The 16123-nt window shown below is 71.9% G+C and carries 16 protein-coding genes; 8 read left to right on the top strand and 8 right to left on the bottom strand.

The window, feature by feature from the left end; all coding sequences use genetic code 11:
* Positions 1-152 precede the first annotated feature (152 nt).
* The 3 genes from ACFU5F_RS27090 to ACFU5F_RS27080 all read right to left on the bottom strand — a co-directional run bounded on the left by ACFU5F_RS27090 (position 153) and on the right by ACFU5F_RS27080 (position 3856).
* On the bottom strand, positions 153-2555 hold the full coding sequence (locus ACFU5F_RS27090) for a Tex family protein (RefSeq protein WP_383892313.1): 2403 nt from the start codon (positions 2553-2555) through the stop codon (positions 153-155).
* A gap of 205 nt (positions 2556-2760) precedes the next feature.
* Positions 2761-2904, bottom strand: coding sequence for an LPFR motif small protein (locus ACFU5F_RS27085; protein WP_020115189.1), 144 nt, complete (start codon positions 2902-2904; stop codon positions 2761-2763).
* An 85-nt stretch (positions 2905-2989) separates the two neighbouring features.
* Positions 2990-3856: a hypothetical protein gene (locus ACFU5F_RS27080; RefSeq protein WP_383892308.1), complete on the bottom strand. Its 867-nt coding sequence runs from the start codon at positions 3854-3856 to the stop codon at positions 2990-2992.
* 123 nt (positions 3857-3979) lie between these two features.
* On the opposite strand from ACFU5F_RS27080, the gene ACFU5F_RS27075 reads away from it, so the two are divergent.
* On the top strand, positions 3980-4939 hold the full coding sequence (locus ACFU5F_RS27075) for a GlxA family transcriptional regulator (protein ID WP_383892305.1): 960 nt from the start codon (positions 3980-3982) through the stop codon (positions 4937-4939).
* Between the two features lie 10 nt (positions 4940-4949).
* Positions 4950-5585 (top strand): DJ-1/PfpI family protein, encoded by a 636-nt coding sequence (locus tag ACFU5F_RS27070; RefSeq protein ID WP_383892302.1) that lies wholly within the window; start codon positions 4950-4952, stop codon positions 5583-5585.
* An 18-nt stretch (positions 5586-5603) separates the two neighbouring features.
* Here the strand turns inward: ACFU5F_RS27070 and ACFU5F_RS27065 are convergent, their stop codons facing one another.
* Positions 5604-6347: an enoyl-CoA hydratase/isomerase family protein gene (locus tag ACFU5F_RS27065; protein ID WP_383892299.1), complete on the bottom strand. Its 744-nt coding sequence runs from the start codon at positions 6345-6347 to the stop codon at positions 5604-5606.
* 247 nt (positions 6348-6594) lie between these two features.
* Here ACFU5F_RS27065 and ACFU5F_RS27060 point away from each other — a divergent pair, with 247 nt between their 5' ends.
* Complete coding sequence (locus ACFU5F_RS27060; protein ID WP_383892327.1) at positions 6595-7110, top strand: ATP-binding protein; 516 nt, start codon at positions 6595-6597, stop codon at positions 7108-7110.
* A gap of 42 nt (positions 7111-7152) precedes the next feature.
* Here ACFU5F_RS27060 and idi read toward each other — a convergent pair whose 3' ends face one another.
* From idi to galE, 4 genes are all read right to left on the bottom strand, one after another.
* Positions 7153-7746: an isopentenyl-diphosphate Delta-isomerase gene (gene idi / locus ACFU5F_RS27055; RefSeq protein WP_383892296.1), complete on the bottom strand. Its 594-nt coding sequence runs from the start codon at positions 7744-7746 to the stop codon at positions 7153-7155.
* A gap of 125 nt (positions 7747-7871) precedes the next feature.
* Positions 7872-8399 (bottom strand): GNAT family N-acetyltransferase, encoded by a 528-nt coding sequence (locus tag ACFU5F_RS27050; RefSeq protein WP_383892293.1) that lies wholly within the window; start codon positions 8397-8399, stop codon positions 7872-7874.
* Complete coding sequence (locus ACFU5F_RS27045) at positions 8390-9328, bottom strand: cation diffusion facilitator family transporter (protein WP_383892290.1); 939 nt, start codon at positions 9326-9328, stop codon at positions 8390-8392. The genes ACFU5F_RS27050 and ACFU5F_RS27045 overlap by 10 nt, the downstream gene beginning before the upstream one ends.
* 168 nt (positions 9329-9496) lie before the next feature.
* Positions 9497-10465, bottom strand: coding sequence for a UDP-glucose 4-epimerase GalE (galE, locus tag ACFU5F_RS27040; protein WP_383892287.1), 969 nt, complete (start codon positions 10463-10465; stop codon positions 9497-9499).
* 388 nt (positions 10466-10853) lie between these two features.
* Between galE and ACFU5F_RS27035 the strand changes: the two genes are divergently transcribed.
* Genes ACFU5F_RS27035 through ACFU5F_RS27015 form a run of 5 tightly spaced genes read left to right on the top strand, consistent with a single transcriptional unit; the run spans position 10854 to position 16098 of the window.
* Complete coding sequence (locus ACFU5F_RS27035; protein WP_383892324.1) at positions 10854-12659, top strand: DUF5941 domain-containing protein; 1806 nt, start codon at positions 10854-10856, stop codon at positions 12657-12659.
* Positions 12656-13408 carry a sugar phosphate nucleotidyltransferase gene (locus ACFU5F_RS27030; protein ID WP_012999194.1) on the top strand — a complete coding sequence of 251 codons (753 nt, stop codon included), beginning with the start codon at positions 12656-12658 and terminating at the stop codon, positions 13406-13408. The genes ACFU5F_RS27035 and ACFU5F_RS27030 overlap by 4 nt, the downstream gene beginning before the upstream one ends.
* Positions 13396-14460 carry an iron-containing alcohol dehydrogenase family protein gene (locus tag ACFU5F_RS27025; protein WP_383892284.1) on the top strand — a complete coding sequence of 355 codons (1065 nt, stop codon included), beginning with the start codon at positions 13396-13398 and terminating at the stop codon, positions 14458-14460. The genes ACFU5F_RS27030 and ACFU5F_RS27025 overlap by 13 nt, the downstream gene beginning before the upstream one ends.
* 28 nt (positions 14461-14488) lie before the next feature.
* On the top strand, positions 14489-15217 hold the full coding sequence (locus tag ACFU5F_RS27020) for a CDP-alcohol phosphatidyltransferase family protein (RefSeq protein ID WP_383892282.1): 729 nt from the start codon (positions 14489-14491) through the stop codon (positions 15215-15217).
* Between the two features lie 8 nt (positions 15218-15225).
* Positions 15226-16098, top strand: a complete 873-nt coding sequence (locus ACFU5F_RS27015) for a glycosyltransferase family 2 protein (protein WP_383892320.1) — start codon at positions 15226-15228, stop codon at positions 16096-16098.
* Positions 16099-16123 lie beyond the last annotated feature (25 nt).

The following is a 16123-nucleotide window of genomic DNA, read 5'->3' as shown; positions in this document are numbered from 1 at the left end:
GAACAGCAGTGGGCGCAGCCCCTGCTGTTCAGGGGCGCCGGGGAACTGCGCGAGAAGCCCCACTCGGCCGCACCTGTGGGTCAAAGGGGCACAGCCCCTTGAGGAGGGGACGGGCAGGGGCGGCGGGGGTGAGAAAACCCCCGCCGACACACTCAGCCGCGCTTCTTGTCCACCAACCCCGCCCGCCGCAACGCATCGGCCATCGCACTGTTCGAAGGAGCCGGAGCCCCAGCCCCCTGCCGGGAACCACCGCCCCCACCTCCACGCCCCTGCTGCCGGGGCGGCTGGGACCCACGCCCCCCACGCTGAGGCCGAGACCCCCCACCCGACTGCCCCGAGCCGCCCTGCCCCTTCGGCGCCGCCTCGTCGTCCAGCCGCAACGTCAAAGAGATCCGCTTGCGCGGAATGTCGACGTCGAGCACCTTCACCTTCACGATGTCCCCGGGCTTCACCACGTCCCGCGGATCCTTCACGAACGTCCTGGACAGCGCCGAGACGTGCGCGAGACCGTCCTGGTGGACTCCGACGTCGATGAACGCCCCGAAGGCCGCCACGTTCGTCACGACCCCCTCCAGCACCATCCCGGACACCAGGTCGGAGATCTTCTCGACACCCTCCTTGAAGGTGGCCGTCCTGAAGGCGGGACGCGGGTCGCGGCCGGGCTTCTCCAGCTCCTTGAGGATGTCGCTCACGGTCGGCAGACCGAAGGTCTCGTCCACGAAGTCGTTCGGCCTCAGCGACCGCAGCACGCTCGTGTTGCCGATGAGCGCCGCCACCTGCTGCCCGGAGGTCTTCACCATCCGCCGCACGACGGGGTACGCCTCCGGGTGCACGCTGGACGCGTCCAGCGGGTCGTCGCCGCCCCGGATCCGCAGGAACCCCGCGCACTGCTCGTACGCCTTGGGCCCGAGCCGTGCCACACCCTTCAGCTGGGAACGCGAGGTGAAGGGACCGTTGGCGTCCCGGTGGGCCACGATGTTCTCGGCGAGGCCGGAGGAGATGCCGGACACGCGCGCGAGGAGCGGCGCGGAGGCCGTGTTCACGTCCACACCCACACCGTTCACACAGTCCTCCACCACCGCGTCCAGCGAACGCGACAGCTTCACCTCGGACAGGTCGTGCTGGTACTGCCCGACTCCGATGGACTTCGGGTCGATCTTCACCAGCTCGGCCAGGGGGTCCTGGAGGCGGCGCGCGATGGACACGGCGCCGCGCAGCGAGACGTCCATGTCCGGCAGCTCCTGGGAGGCGAACGCCGACGCCGAGTACACGGACGCGCCCGCCTCGGACACCATCACCTTGGTGAGCTTCAACTCCGGGTGCCTGGTGATCAGTTCACCGGCGAGCTTGTCGGTCTCGCGGGAGGCCGTGCCGTTGCCGATCGCGATCAGGTCGACCGCGTGGTCCTTCGCCAGACGCGCCAGCTTCGCGATGGCCTCGTCCCACCTGTTGGCGGGGACGTGCGGATGGATCACGTCGGTGGCCACGACCTTGCCGGTGGCGTCCACCACGGCGACCTTCACGCCCGTACGGAAACCGGGGTCGAGGCCGAGTGTCGCGCGGGTGCCGGCGGGGGCGGCCAGGAGCAGGTCGCGCAGGTTCGCCGCGAACACGTTCACCGCCTCGTCCTCGGCGGCCGTCCGCAGCCGCAGCCGCAGGTCGATGCCGAGGTGGACGAGGATCCGGGTCCGCCAGGCCCAGCGGACCGTGTCCGTCAGCCACTTGTCGCCGGGACGCCCGCGGTCGGCGATCCGGAAACGATGGGCGACGATCCCCTCGTACGACGACGGACCGGGCTGCTCGGAGGGCTCCTCCGGCTCCAGGACGAGGTCGAGGACGTCCTCCTTCTCGCCGCGCAGCATCGCCAGGATGCGGTGGGAGGGCAGCTCGGTGAACGGCTCGGCGAAGTCGAAGTAGTCGGCGAACTTGGCGCCCGCCTCCTCCTTGCCGGTCTTCACCTTGGCGGCCAGCCGCCCGCGCACCCACATGCGCTCGCGCAGTTCGCCGATCAGGTCGGCGTCCTCGGAGAACCGCTCGGTGAGGATCGCCCGCGCGCCGTCCAGCGCGGCCTGCGGATCGGCGACGCCCCTGTCGGGGTCCACGAAGGCCGCGGCGGCGGCCAGCGGCTCGACGTTCGGGTCGCCGAGCAGCCCCTCGGCCAGTGGTTCGAGCCCCGCCTCACGGGCGATCTGCGCCTTCGTGCGCCGCTTGGGCTTGAACGGGAGGTAGATGTCCTCCAGCCGGGCCTTGGTCTCCGCGGCCCGGATCTGCGTCTCGACCTCGGGCGTCAGCTTGTCCTGCTCACGTACCGATTCGAGGATCGCCGTCCGCCGCTCCTCCAGCTCCCGCAGATAGCGCAGCCGCTCCTCCAGCGTGCGCAGCTGCGTATCGTCGAGCATCTCGGTCGCTTCCTTGCGGTAGCGGGCGATGAAGGGCACGGTCGAACCGCCGTCGAGCAGTTCCACCGCGGCTCTGACCTGCCGCTCCCGTACGCCGAGCTCCTCGGCGATCCTGCCTTCGATGGACCGTACTTCGATGGACCCGGGTGTCGTCACGTTCCCGTACCGCCTTCTCCGCTGGGGTTGCGCGGCAATTGTGGCAGGTGGCGACGACAGCGGGGGCTCAGGGCGGGAGACTCGTCTGGCCGGTCGGGGACGACTCCACCGGACCGGCCTCGCCAGGACCCGACCGGACCGGGACGCACGGGGAGCCGGACGCGGCGCTGGCGTCCGGCTCCCCAGGTCTACGGCCCGGCCGTCCTCAGGCCCGGCGGGCCCGCCCGCCGCCGCGCGTCGAACTCGACGCGCCGCCGAAGAGTCGGGCGACGGCTCGGAACGGCAGCGTGACCACCGTCGCGATGGCTCCACCGATCTGCCGCAACACGTCTGCGATGGCACGGAACACGTACTTCCCCTTTCGTCTCCCGGCTGGCTCGGCCAGGAAAGATCGGGTACCGCACCGCGCGTGGTTCATGCCTGGACCGGTCGGATCAGCGCTTGCCGATCATCCCCGTCGGGAACGCGCCCGCGGCGAGCATGGGCGTCACCAGGGCGGTCATCAGCTCGGTGAGCCTCTCCACCCCGGGTGCGCCCAGATGCTCGTACGGCGCGAGGTCGAGGCGGTCCGTGGCGTCCTCGATCTCCCGGCGCAGCGCCACGCCGGCCTCCGTCAACGCGCCCTCGGGGTCGATCAGCCCACGCTCCCGGAGCCGGGCGCTCGCGGCGTCCCACTCGTCCCGGGTCCAGCCGCGCGTGCCGAGGGCCCACTTCGGGGACATGCCCCTGCCGGTGGCGGTGTGGCTGACCAGCGCCTCCACCGGGTCCAGCCCGGCGTCGAGGAGGACGGCGAGATGTCCGTCGCCGCGGTGCTCGCGCAGCAGGGTGGCCGCGTGCCAGAGCGCGAGGTGGGGGCGCTCGGGTACGGGGAGATCGGCGTGCGCCGCGTACAGGGGGCGTGCGGTCCTCGTGCACGCCTCGGTGGCGCGCAGGGCCAGCCGGGCCGCCTCGGCAACCTCCTCGGAGGCGGTCACCTCCTCGCCCAGCAGCCGCCGCAGCGTGGCGTCGGCCGCGCGCTCACGGGCCGCCAGCACCACCACGGGTGCGGCGGTCTCCCACACGGCGGGCACGTGCTCCGCCACCCGCTCGTGACGGAAGTTGAAGAACGTCGCCGTCACCACACCCGCGCCGACCACGCCCATGGCCGCGGCCCGCACCGCGAAGTACGCCGCCCGTGGGTCCTTCACCCCCACGGCGGCCAGCTCCCGGCCGAGATCCGGCGAGAAGTAGTGCGCGGAGTGGAACGGGTTGAGGAGGCCATGGCAGCGCCGCCCGGCGCGCTCCGGCAGGGAAGAGGTCATGGTCGCATGTTACCGACCGGTTAGTAGGTGGAAAGGGTCCGGTCGACCTCATCCCGTCCCATGGCAGGAAAGGTGGGGAACTCGTCATTGCGGCCGTAGCCCGCCCACCCAAGAATCGATGCCATGCGAACTGTCCTGGTCGTCCTCTTCGACGGCGTGCAGAGCCTCGACGTCACGGGCCCGCTGGAGGTCTTCGCCGGCGCGGAACTGCACACACCGAAGACCTACCGCATCGCGACGGCCTCCCTGGACGGCACGCCCGTACGCACCTCCAGCGGCCTCACCCTCGTCCCGGACCACTCCCTCGCCGACGCACCCGACCCGCACACGCTGCTCGTGCCGGGCGGCCAGGGCACCCGGGACCCCGCCCCCGGGGTCGTCGCCTGGCTGCGCGAGCACGGCCCGCGCGCGACGCGCCTCGTCTCGGTCTGCACCGGCGCGATCCTGCTCGCCGAGGCCGGCCTCCTGGACGGCCGCCGGGTCGCCACCCACTGGGCGTACTGCGAGACGCTGGCCCGCCGCCACCCGGCCGTCGAGGTCGACCCCGACCCCATCTTCGTCCGCGACGGACACATCGCCACCTCCGCCGGGGTCACCTCCGGCATCGACCTGGCCCTCGCGCTGGTCGAGGAGGACATCGGCCGCGAGGCCGCCCTCGCCATCGCCCGCCATCTCGTCGTCTTCCTCCGCAGACCGGGCAACCAGGCCCAGTTCAGCGCCCAGCTCGCCGCTCAGACCGCCCGGCGGGAGCCGCTGCGGGAGGTCCAGCAGTGGATCACCGAGCACCCCGGTGCCGACCTGGGCGTCGAGCACCTGGCCGCCCGCGCCCGGCTCTCGCCCCGCCACTTCGCCCGCGCCTTCCGCGCCGAGACGGGCACGACCCCGGGCCGGTACGTCGACCGCGTCCGCCTCGAACACGCGCGCCGCCTGCTGGAGGACACCACCGACGGCGTCGAGGAGATCTCCCGCGCCTGCGGCTACGGCACGGCCGAGGCGATGCGCCGCGCCTTCGTGAAGGCCCTCGGCACCTCCCCGGCGGAGTACCGCCGGCGCTTCCGCCCGGCCTCCGCCCCCACCCACTGAAAGGAACCCCATGCAGATCGCCGTCGTCCTCTTCGACCGCTTCACCGCCCTCGACGCGGTGGGTCCCTACGAGACCCTGGGCCGCCTCCCCGACGCCGAACTCGTCTTCGTCGCCGAGGCGACCGGTCCGGTCCGCACCGACCAGGGAAGCCTGACGATCAACGCCGACAGGACCCTGGCCGAGGTGCCCGGCCCCGACATCGTGGTCGTTCCCGGTGGCCCCGGGCAGAGCGCGCAGATGGAGAACGAGGCCCTTCTGGACTGGCTGCGCACGGCCGACGCCACCAGTACCTGGACGACCTCCGTCTGCACCGGCTCCCTGCTGCTCGCCGCCGCGGGACTTTTGGAGGGCCGCCGCGCCACCTCGCACTGGCTGGCCCTGGAGGCGCTGGAGCGGTTCGGGGCGCAGCCGACGAGGGAGCGGGTGGTCTTCGACGACAAGTACGTCACCGCGGCCGGCGTCTCCTCCGGCATCGACATGGGCCTGACCCTGCTCGGCCGGATCGCGGGCGACGACCATGCCCAGGCGATCCAGCTGGCGACGGAGTACGACCCGCAGCCGCCGTACGAGGCGGGCTCACCGGAGAAGGCGCCCGCCCACCTCGTCGCATGGTTCCGCGACAACAGCCGTCACGTCCTGCGGTGAGACCGGCGGAGGGGTGGTTCACACACTCCAGGTGAACCGCGGCCGCCGCCGCTCCAGGAACGCGGCGACGCCCTCCGCGGTGTCGGAGCTGGCGCGGGCCTGCGCGGCCCAGTGGGCGTCGCGGTCGGTGCGGCCGTTCGCGAACTCCTTGGCCGCCGCCTGGGTCAGCCGGGAGCGCGAGACCAGCACCCGGGTGAACTCCGCCACCCGCCCGGCGAGTTCGCCCACGCCCAGGACCTCGTCCACCAGCCCCGTGCGCAGCGCGCGCTCCGCGTCGATCAACTCGCCCGAGAACAGCAGGTACTTGGCGGTGCCCGGCCCGACCAGCGACACCAGTCGCCGGGTGGAGGAGGCCGGGTAGACGAGCCCCAGCTTCGCGGGGGTGATCCCGAACAGCGCGCCCTCCTCGGCGAACCGCAGATCGCAGGCCGCCGCCAGCTGCGCGCCACCGCCCACGCAGTGCCCCCGGATCGCCGCGAGGACCGGCAGGGGGAAAGCGGCGAGCGCCTCCTCGGCGCGGCCCGCCAGCTCCTGGGCCTCGCCCGGGGACTCCCGCAGCGTGGAGATGTCGGCGCCCGCGCAGAACGTCCCGCCCTCCCCGGTGAGCACCAGGGCCCGTACGCCGGGGTCGGCGGCCAGCCGGTCGAGCAGCGGCGGCAGCGCCCGCCACATCCCGGCCGTCATGGCGTTGCGCTTGGCCGGGTGGTGGACGACGACGGTCGCGACCCCGTCCGCGACGGTGTCCAGCAGCTGAGGCTCCATGCACCGGATGCTAGTGCGGTGGTCCGGCCCAGCCGGCCACCGGCCTCGGCGTCAAACCCGTACAACCCGAATAGTTCCGGAAGGGACAAGCGCCGGACAAAGGCGGTCGCACGTCTGACGGGATCGCTCACGGACGGTCGGGAAGTCGTCGATACGCGCTGACTTCTGTTCAGTCCTTCGTGCTCGGCGTCGGGTTACCAACACTCGACCTGTGGTGACAATCGAGCGCAAGGGTGGCGACCGGACGATGGACGACCAAGGGCGCGGGAGCGACCCACGCCCTGACGGCGGCGGGCACGGCTCCGACGACCCGAGGCCGCCGGAGCCACTGCCCTACGAAGGGGTCTGGCGGTTCACCGCTGCCGCCGTCGACGCCTCGGTGCCGCAGGCGCGGCGCGCCGTCCGGGACCTGCTCGCCCGCCAGGGCGTGCCGATCTCGGACGACCTCGTCCAAGGACTTCTGCTGATCGTCTCCGAGCTGGTGACGAACGCCGTGAAACACGCGGCGCTCCTGTCGCCCACGCTGGCCGTCGAGGTCGCCGTCGGAGCGGACTGGGTGCGGGTGTCCGTGGAGGACAGCCACCCCTACCGCCCGACCGCCCTGGAGACCGACCACGGCCGGCTCGGCGGCCGCGGACTCCTGCTGGTGCGCGAGATCACCCTGGAGGCGGGCGGCGTCTGCGACGTCGAGCACACCGCGAGCGGCGGCAAGGTGATCTGGGCCGCCCTGCCGCTCGGACCCGCACACCTGATCCAGGGGTGAGCGATCGCCGGCCGATGGATCAGGTCCGTCGGACCGGGGCCGTCACCAGCCCGCGGACGGGCCCGTCAATTCCCTGACCGCCGGCCGGGCCGCGTCCAGCACCGTCATGAACCAGGCCGAGAAGGGGTCCTTGGCGTGCCGCTCCGCCAGCTCGTCCGCGGTCACGAACGCGGTCGCCTCGACCTCCTCCGGGTCCGGCCGGAGCGGGGCCTGCAGCAGCCCGACGAACAGATGGTTGAACTCCTGCTCCACCAGGCCCGAGTCCGGGTCCGGGTGGTTGTAGCGGACCGTGCCCGCCTCGCCGAGCAGCGCCGGGGAGACCCCCAGCTCCTCGTGCGTCCGCCGCGCGGCCGCCGCGAAGGGGGACTCGCCCGGGTAGGGGTGCCCGCAGCAGGTGTTCGACCAGACGCCGGGGGAGTGGTACTTGCCGAGGGCCCGCTGCTGGAGCAGCAGCCGTCCGCGCTCGTCGAAGAGGAACACGGAGAAGGCCCGGTGCAGCTGACCGGGCGGTTGATGAGCGGCCAGCTTCTCCGCGGTGCCGATCGTGGTGCCGTCCTCGTCGACCAGCTCCAGCAGGATCGCTTCCGTGGTCCCGTACTGCGAACTCTGCACCGCGGTGGCAGGTGTGATCGGCATGCCCATCCTTAGCCTCGTTCTTCGAGCCTCAAGTCTGCCGCACGAAACCGTTCCTCCCGGCACTTCGCGCGAACCCGCATGTCCTACCCGCCCGTCCCGCCCCGCAGACACCCGCGCCCCGCGCGTCAGACCCCGAAGGCGGCCGGATACCGGATGACGCCGGGTGACACCGGCGCGGAACCGTCCAGCACCAGGGCCATCATCGCGTCGTCCGGCACCTCGAAACCCGGCCGGATGCCGTACTCGGACGCCCGTACGAAGCCGAAGCGCGGGTAGTACTCCGGATGCCCCAGGACGAGGACCAGCCCCTCCCGGCGCGCGCGTGCCGCCTCCAGCACCGCGCGGACGACGGCCGCACCCGCGCCCCGCCGCTGCACGTCAGGCAGCACGGCGACCGGGGCCAGCGCCAGCGCGGGGGCCTCGTCCACATGACACCGCGTGATCAGCGCGTACGCCGCGATCGTGCCGTCCGGCGCCTCGGCGACGTACGACAGCTCCGGCAGCCACGCCCCGGGGTCCTCGCGGAGCGCGTCGACGAGCCTGGCCTCCGCGTCGGTCCCGAAGGCGGCGGCGTTGACGGCGTACACCCCCTCCCGGTCGGTGGACCGCTCCGGTCGCGTCGTCCAGTGGGCGGGCCCGGTGGTCAGTGACACAGCTTCGCCTCGTGTTCCGCGTGGCCGCCCGGCTCCAGCTGGAAGGTGCAGTGCTCGACATCGAAGTGGTCGCCGATGCAGCCCTGGAGTTCGTGCAGCATCTTCTCGTGGCCGATGGAGTCCAGCGTGTCGGAACCGACCACCACATGGGCGGAGAGCACCGGCATACCGGACGTGATCGTCCAGGCGTGCAGGTCGTGGACGTCCTCCACGCCGGGCAGTGCCAGTATGTGGGCGCGTACCTCGGCCATGTCGACGTTTTTCGGCGCCGCCTCCAGCAGCACGTCGAGGGTCTCGCGCAGCAGCTTCACCGTCCGCGGGACGATCATCAGACCGATGACCAGCGAGGCGATCGGGTCGGCGGCCTGCCATCCGGTGAGCAGGACGACCGTCGCGGAGATGATGACCGCCACCGACCCGAGCGCGTCCGCGGCCACCTCAAGGAAGGCACCCCGTACGTTCAGGCTCTCCTTCTGGCCGCGCATCAGCAGGGTCAGCGAGATCATGTTGGCGACCAGGCCGACCGCGCCGAACACGACGGTCAGTCCGCCCTCGGTACCGACCGGCGTGATGAACCGCTGGACCGCCTCGTACAGGACGTAACCGCCGACACCGAGCAGCAGGAGGCAGTTGGCGAGCGCCGCGAGTATCTCGGCGCGGGCGTAGCCGAAGGTGCGGTTGCCGCTCGGCGGGCGGTTGGCGAAGTGGATCGCGAGGAGCGCCATCCCGAGACCGACCGCGTCCGTCGCCATGTGGGCCGCGTCCGCGATGAGCGCGAGCGAATCGGCGAGCACACCGCCGACGATCTCGACCACCATGACGGTGAGCGTGATCGACAGCGCGATCCGCAGCCGTCCGCGGTACGCCGCTGCCGCCGTACCGGTGGTCGGCGCGTGGTGCGCGTGTCCGTGATCGTGCCCAGCCCCCATCGGGTGCCCGCCTCTCGCATGCGTCCGTGTGTTCGGCTCCGGATCACAGTGAACTACGGGTGGGGGGTATCCGGCAACGCGGCACTGAACACCGTTGTCATGTGCTCTGACCTGCGGAAACGATGCGCAGGTCAGAGCGTTGCCATGATCGCTGCGGGTCTTCGACGGTCAGAGGCCGCGGTGCAGCCGCCAGCCCTCCCAGGCCGACTCGACCATCTCGCGCACGTCCCGCCGGGCCGTCCAGCCGAGTTCCCGTTCGGCCCGCGCGGCCGAGGCCACCGCGCGCGGCGCGTCGCCGGGCCGGCGCGCCTCGACGAGCGCGGGTCGCCGGTCGCCGGTCACCTCACCCACGAGATCGATGAGTTCGCGGACCGAAACGCCCTGGCCGCGGCCGATGTTCACGGTCAGGTCGCCCGTGGCGCCCCCGGTCAGGCGCCGGGCCGCCGCGAGGTGCGCGTCGGCGAGATCGGCGACGTGGATGTAGTCCCGGACGCAGGTGCCGTCCGGCGTCGGGTAGTCGTCGCCGAAGATCCGCGGGGCCTCGGCGCGGGTGAGGCGGTCGAAGACCATCGGGATGACGTTGAAGACGCCCGTGTCGGCCAGGGCCGGCTCGGCGGCCCCGGCCACGTTGAAGTAGCGCAGGCAGACGGTCGCCATGCCGTGCGCCCGGCCCGCCGCCCGGACCAGCCACTCACCGGCGAGCTTGGTCTCGCCGTAGGGGCTCATCGGGGCGCACGGGGTGTCCTCGGTGATGAGGTCCACGTCCGGGTTGCCGTAGACGGCAGCGGAGGAGGAGAAGACGAAGCGCTCGACCCCGGCCCCGGCGGCCGCCTCCAGCAGGCCGGCGAGACCGCCGACGTTCTCCTGGTAGTAACGGGTGGGCTGCGCGACGGACTCGCCGACCTGTTTGCGGGCGGCGAGGTGGACCACGCCGGTCACGGAGTGCTCGGCCAGCACGCGCTTGAGCAGGTCGCCGTCGAGGGCGGAGCCGTGGACCAGCGGGATGTGCCCGGGGAGGCGGCCGCGGACCCCCGCCGACAGGTCGTCCAGGGCGACGACCCGTTCGCCGGCCTCGGTCATGACCTTCGCCACGTGTGCGCCGATGTATCCCGCTCCGCCTGTGATCAGCCATGTCATGGGGTCACCTTATGCGGGGGGCGTGTTGTGTCCGTTCGTCGTGGAAGGTGTGCAGGATCGGCGGGCGGGTCGTCGTCGGTGGCGGCCCGTGCCGCCCGAAGGGCGCGGGACGAGGCCTCTCTCACGCGACGACGCCGCCCCTTTGTTCCTTATCTGCCGGTATCCGCACCGGAGTTTGTGGCGCACCCCCCACATCCCCGATGATGATCGCGGCGGAGGGGCGACGGCCTGAGCAGGCGCGATCGATCGGGCCGTGAACGGGCGGTGAACGCCCGCCTCTCTTCATCCGATAGCCTCTGCCGACACGCTGCCGGCCCCCAGGGCCTGGGCGCCTTCCACCTCGTACATGTCCGGCGCGGTCGCGTCGGCACCCAGGGAGTGAGTTCCTCTGTCGACCGCCATCCTCACCGGTCAGCCGGTGCCCGGATCGTCGCTGGAGGGCGATCTGCGGTCGCTCGGCTTCGACGTACGGGTCGCCTCGGACGCCGGTGACGCCGCGAGGCTCCTGGCGACGGTGCCCGCGGACCAGCGGGTCGCGATCGTCGACGCCCGGTTCGTCGGCCACACCCACGCCCTGCGCCTCGGACTCACCGACCCCCGCTTCGACGCCGCCGCCCTCCCCGGTGCCGTGACCGTGCGGCCCGCAGCCCGACAGGCACTGACCCGGGTGCTGACCGACGAGAGTCCCAGCGCGAGCGGCGGAACCGCCGTCGCCGTCGACAGCGTCGCCGACCGGATCGTCACCGGCCTCGACGCGGACGGCGTCAGCCTCCACCGCCCCGAGCTGGGCACCCTGGTCGCCGTCGTCCCCGACGGTCCGCAGGCCCGTGACGAGGCCCGGCGGGCCGTCGACGCCGTCGACGACGAGGCCGTACGGCTGCGCACGGCGGTGAAGTCCCGCGACGGTTTCTTCACCACGTACTGCATCAGCCCGTACTCCCGCTACCTCGCCCGCTGGTGCGCCCGCCGGGGCCTGACCCCGAACCAGGTCACCACGGCCTCGCTGATCACCGCCCTGATCGCGGCCGGCTGCGCGGCCACCGGCACCCGCGGCGGCTATGTCGCCGCCGGCCTGCTGCTGATCCTCTCCTTCGTCCTCGACTGCACCGACGGCCAGCTGGCCCGCTACTCCCTGCAGTACTCCACGCTCGGCGCCTGGCTCGACGCCACCTTCGACCGCGCCAAGGAGTACGCCTACTACGCGGGCCTCGCCCTCGGCGCCGCCCGGGGCGGCGACGACGTCTGGGCCCTCGCCCTCGCCGCGATGGTCCTGCAGACCTGCCGGCACGTCGTCGACTTCTCCTTCAACGAGGCGAACCACGACGCCACCGGCAACACCAGCCCCACCGCCGCCCTCTCCGGCAAGCTCGACAGCGTCGGCTGGACGGTCTGGGTCCGCCGCATGATCGTCCTGCCGATCGGTGAGCGCTGGGCGATGATCGCCGTCCTCACGGCCCTCACCACGCCCCGCATCACCTTCTACGCGCTGCTCGTCGGCTGCGCCTTCGCCGCGACGTACACCACGGCGGGCCGCGTCCTGCGCTCGCTGACGCGCAAGGCACAGCGGACGGACCGTGCCGCACGGGCGCTGGCCGACCTCGCGGACAGCGGACCCCTGGCCGAGCTGCTCGGGCGGGTCCTGCCCGGCGGACCACGCGCCCTGGCACCCGTGTTCGCCTTCGCCGGCGCCGTCGTCGTGGTGCTCGCGGCCTGGATCGACGGACCCGGCCGGTCGGTCGTCATCTGCGCCGCCGTCTACGTCCTGGTGTCCTCCGAGGCCGTCGCGCGCCCCCTCAAGGGCCCCCTCGACTGGCTGATCCCCCCGCTCTTCCGCGCCGCCGAATACGGCACCGTCCTGATCCTCGCGGCCAAAGCCGAGGTGAACGGCGCCCTTCCCGCGGCTTTCGGGCTCGTGGCGGCCGTCGCCTACCATCACTACGACACGGTGTACCGCATCCGCGGTGACGCCGGCGCGCCGCCCCGGTGGCTGGTGCGGGCGATCGGCGGTCACGACGGCAGGACCCTGCTGGTCGCCGTCCTCGCCGCGCTGCTCGCGCCCACAGAGTTCAAGGCCGCGCTCACGGCTCTCGCCGTGGCCGTGGCGCTGCTGGTGCTCATCGAGAGCATCCGCTTCTGGGTGACCGCCCATAAGACAGGCGCACCCGCCGTACACGATGAAGGAGAACCCGCATGATCGGCCTCGTGCTGGCGGCCGGCGCCGGACGGCGTCTTCGCCCCTACACCGACACCCTTCCCAAGGCTCTGGTGCCGGTGGGCCCCGAGGGCGCCGAGGACAGCCTGACCGTTCTCGACCTCACCCTCGGCAACTTCGCCGAGATCGGCCTGACCGAGGTCGCGATCATCGTCGGGTACCGCAAGGAGGCCGTCTACGAGCGCCGCGAGGCGCTGGAGCAGAAGTACGGCGTCAAGATCACCCTGATCGACAACGACAAGGCCGAGGAGTGGAACAACGCCTACTCCCTGTGGTGCGGCCGTGACGCCATCAAGCACTCGGTGATCCTCGCCAACGGCGACACCGTGCACCCGGTCTCCGTCGAGAAGACCCTGCTCGCCGCCCGCGGCGACGGCAAGAAGATCATCCTCGCCCTCGACACGGTGAAGTCCCTCGCCGACGAGGAGATGAAGGTCGTCGTGGGCCCCGAGGGCGGCATGACCAAGATCACCAAGCTGATGGACCCCGCCGAGGCGACCGGTGAGTACATCGGCGTCACCCTCATCGAGGGCGAGGCCGCCGACGAGCTGGCCGACGCCCTGAAGACGGTCTTCGAGACGGACCCGCAGCAGTTCTACGAGCACGGCTACCAGGAGCTCGTGAACCGCGGCTTCCGGATCGACGTCGCGCCCATCGGTGACGTCAAGTGGGTCGAGATCGACAACCACGACGACCTCGCCAAGGGACGTGAGATCGCGTGCCAGTACTGACGAGGCTCATCCCCTCGCCGATCGTCGTGGACATCCGTCCCGGCGCGCTCGATGACCTGGCGACGATCCTGTCGGACCAGCGCATCGCGCCGTCGGGCCGGCTGGCCTTCGCGATCAGCTCGCGCTCCGGCGCGGCCCTGCGCGACCGGTTCGCCCCGGCGCTGCCGGAGGCCGACTGGTTCAGCGACGCCGACGGCACCATCGACGGAGCGGTACGGCTCGCCGACTCGATCAAGAAGGGCGGTCACTACGACGCCGTGGTCGGGCTCGGCGGCGGCAAGGTCATCGACTGCGCCAAGTACGCGGCCGCCCGGGTGGGCCTGCCGTTGGTCGCGGTCGCCACCAACCTCGCCAACGACGGCCTCTGCTCCCCGGTCGCCACCCTCGACAACGACGCGGGCCGCGGCTCCTACGGTGTGCCGAACCCGATCGGCATCGTCATCGACCTCGACGTCATCCGTGAGGCCCCGGTGCGCTTCGTGCGGGCCGGTATCGGCGACGTGATCTGCAAGATCTCCGCCGTGGCCGACTGGGAGCTGTCCAGCCGGGAGACCGGCGAGAAGGTCGACGGACTGGCCGCCGCCATGGCCCGCCAGGCCGCCGAGGCCGTGCTGCGCCACCCCGGCGGGGTCGGCGACGACGACTTCCTGACCACGCTCTCCGAGTCCCTCGTGCTCTGCGGGATCTCCATGTCCGTGGCCGGTGACAGCCGTCCCGCCTCGGGTGCCTGCCACGAGATCAGCCACGCGTTCGACCTCAGCTTCCCCAAGCGCAACGCCCTGCACGGCGAACAGTGCGGTCTCGGCGGCGCGTTCGCCACGTTCCTGCGGGGCAACCACGAGGTCGCCGGCCAGATGGTCGAGGTCCTGCGCCACCACGGGCTGCCCGTCCTCCCGGACGAGATCGGCTTCACCGTGGACGAGTTCGTCCAGGTCGTGGAGTTCGCCCCGCAGACCCGGCCGGGCCGCTACACCATCCTGGAACACCTCGAACTGAGCACCGAACAGATCAAGGACGCCTACGCCGACTATGCCAAAGCCATCAGTAGCTGAGCTGCGCCCGGTCGTTCACCCCCCGGGTGTGAAGGACCGGCGCAGCGGTGAGCACTGGGCCGGCCGGCTCTACATGCGCGAGATCTCGCTGCGCATCGACCGGCACCTGGTGAACACCCGGGTCACGCCCAACCAGCTGACCTACCTGATGACCGTCTTCGGCGTCCTCGCCGCCCCGGCCCTGCTGGTGCCGGGCATCCCGGGCGCCGTCCTCGGTGTGCTGATGGTCCAGCTGTACCTGCTGTTCGACTGCGTCGACGGAGAGATCGCCCGCTGGCGCAAGCAGTACTCGATGACCGGCGTCTACGTCGACCGGGTCGGCGCCTACCTGTGCGACGCGGCCGTGCTGGTCGGCTTCGGTCTGCGCGCGGCCGACCTGTGGGGCACCGGCCGGATCGACTGGCTGTGGGCCTTCCTCGGCACGCTCGCCGCGCTCGGCGCCATCCTGATCAAGGCCGAGACGGACCTCGTCGGGGTCGCCCGGCACCAGACGGGCAAGCCGCCGGTCCAGGAGTCGGCCGCCGAGCCGCGCTCCTCCGGCATGGCGCTGGCCCGCAAGGCCGCCGCCGCCCTGAAGTTCCACCGGCTCATCCTCGGTGTCGAGGCCTCCCTGCTGATCCTGGTCTTCGCGGTCCTGGACCAGATGCGGGGCGACCTCTTCTTCTCCCGGCTCGGCGTCGCCGTGCTCGCCGGCATCGCGCTCCTCCAGACCCTGCTGCACCTGGTGTCCATCCTGGCCTCCAGCAGGCTGAAGTGAGCGGCGGCATGAAGGTCGGCGCGGTGATCATCACCATGGGCAACCGCCCCGACGAACTCCGCGCCCTCCTCGACTCCGTCGCCAAGCAGGAGGGCGACCGGGTCGAGGTGGTCGTCGTCGGCAACGGCTCGCCCGTCCCGGACGTCCCCGAGGGCGTACGGACGGTCGAGCTGCCCGAGAACCTCGGCATACCCGGCGGCCGTAACGTAGGCATAGAGGCGTTCGGGCCCGGCGGCCGGGACGTCGACGTCCTGCTCTTCCTCGACGACGACGGCCTGCTCGCCCACCACGACACCGCCGAACTCTGCCGCCGGGCCTTCGACGCCGACCCCGAGCTCGGCATCGTCAGCTTCCGGATCGCCGACCCGGAGAACGGGCAGACCCAGCGGCGCCATGTGCCCCGGCTGCGGGCCGCCGACCCGATGCGCTCCTCCCGGGTCACCACCTTCCTCGGCGGCGCCAACGCCGTACGCACCCAGGTCTTCGCCGAAGTCGGCGGGCTCCCGGACGAGTTCTTCTACGCGCACGAGGAGACCGACCTGGCCTGGCGGGCCCTCGACGCGGGCTGGATGATCGACTACCGGTCCGACATGGTGCTGTACCACCCCACGACCGCCCCCTCCCGGCACGCGGTCTACCACCGCATGGTCGCGCGCAACCGCGTCTGGCTCGCGCGCCGCAACCTCCCCGCGCCGCTCGTCCCGGTCTACCTGGGCGTCTGGCTGCTGCTGACGCTGCTGCGCAAGCCCTCCGGGCCGGCGCTGAAGGCATGGTTCGGCGGTTTCAAGGAGGGCTGGACGAGTCACTGCGGCCCCCGCCGGCCCATGAAGTGGCGTACGGTATGGCGGCTGACCCGACTGGGCCGACCGCCCGTCATCTGACACGCTCGAAATCTGAGAGCATTCG

Origin of the sequence: Streptomyces sp. NPDC057438 (assembly GCF_042802995.1) — a bacterium.
Taxonomy (GTDB): domain Bacteria; phylum Actinomycetota; class Actinomycetes; order Streptomycetales; family Streptomycetaceae; genus Streptomyces.
This window is presented reverse-complemented; position numbering and strand designations above follow the sequence as displayed.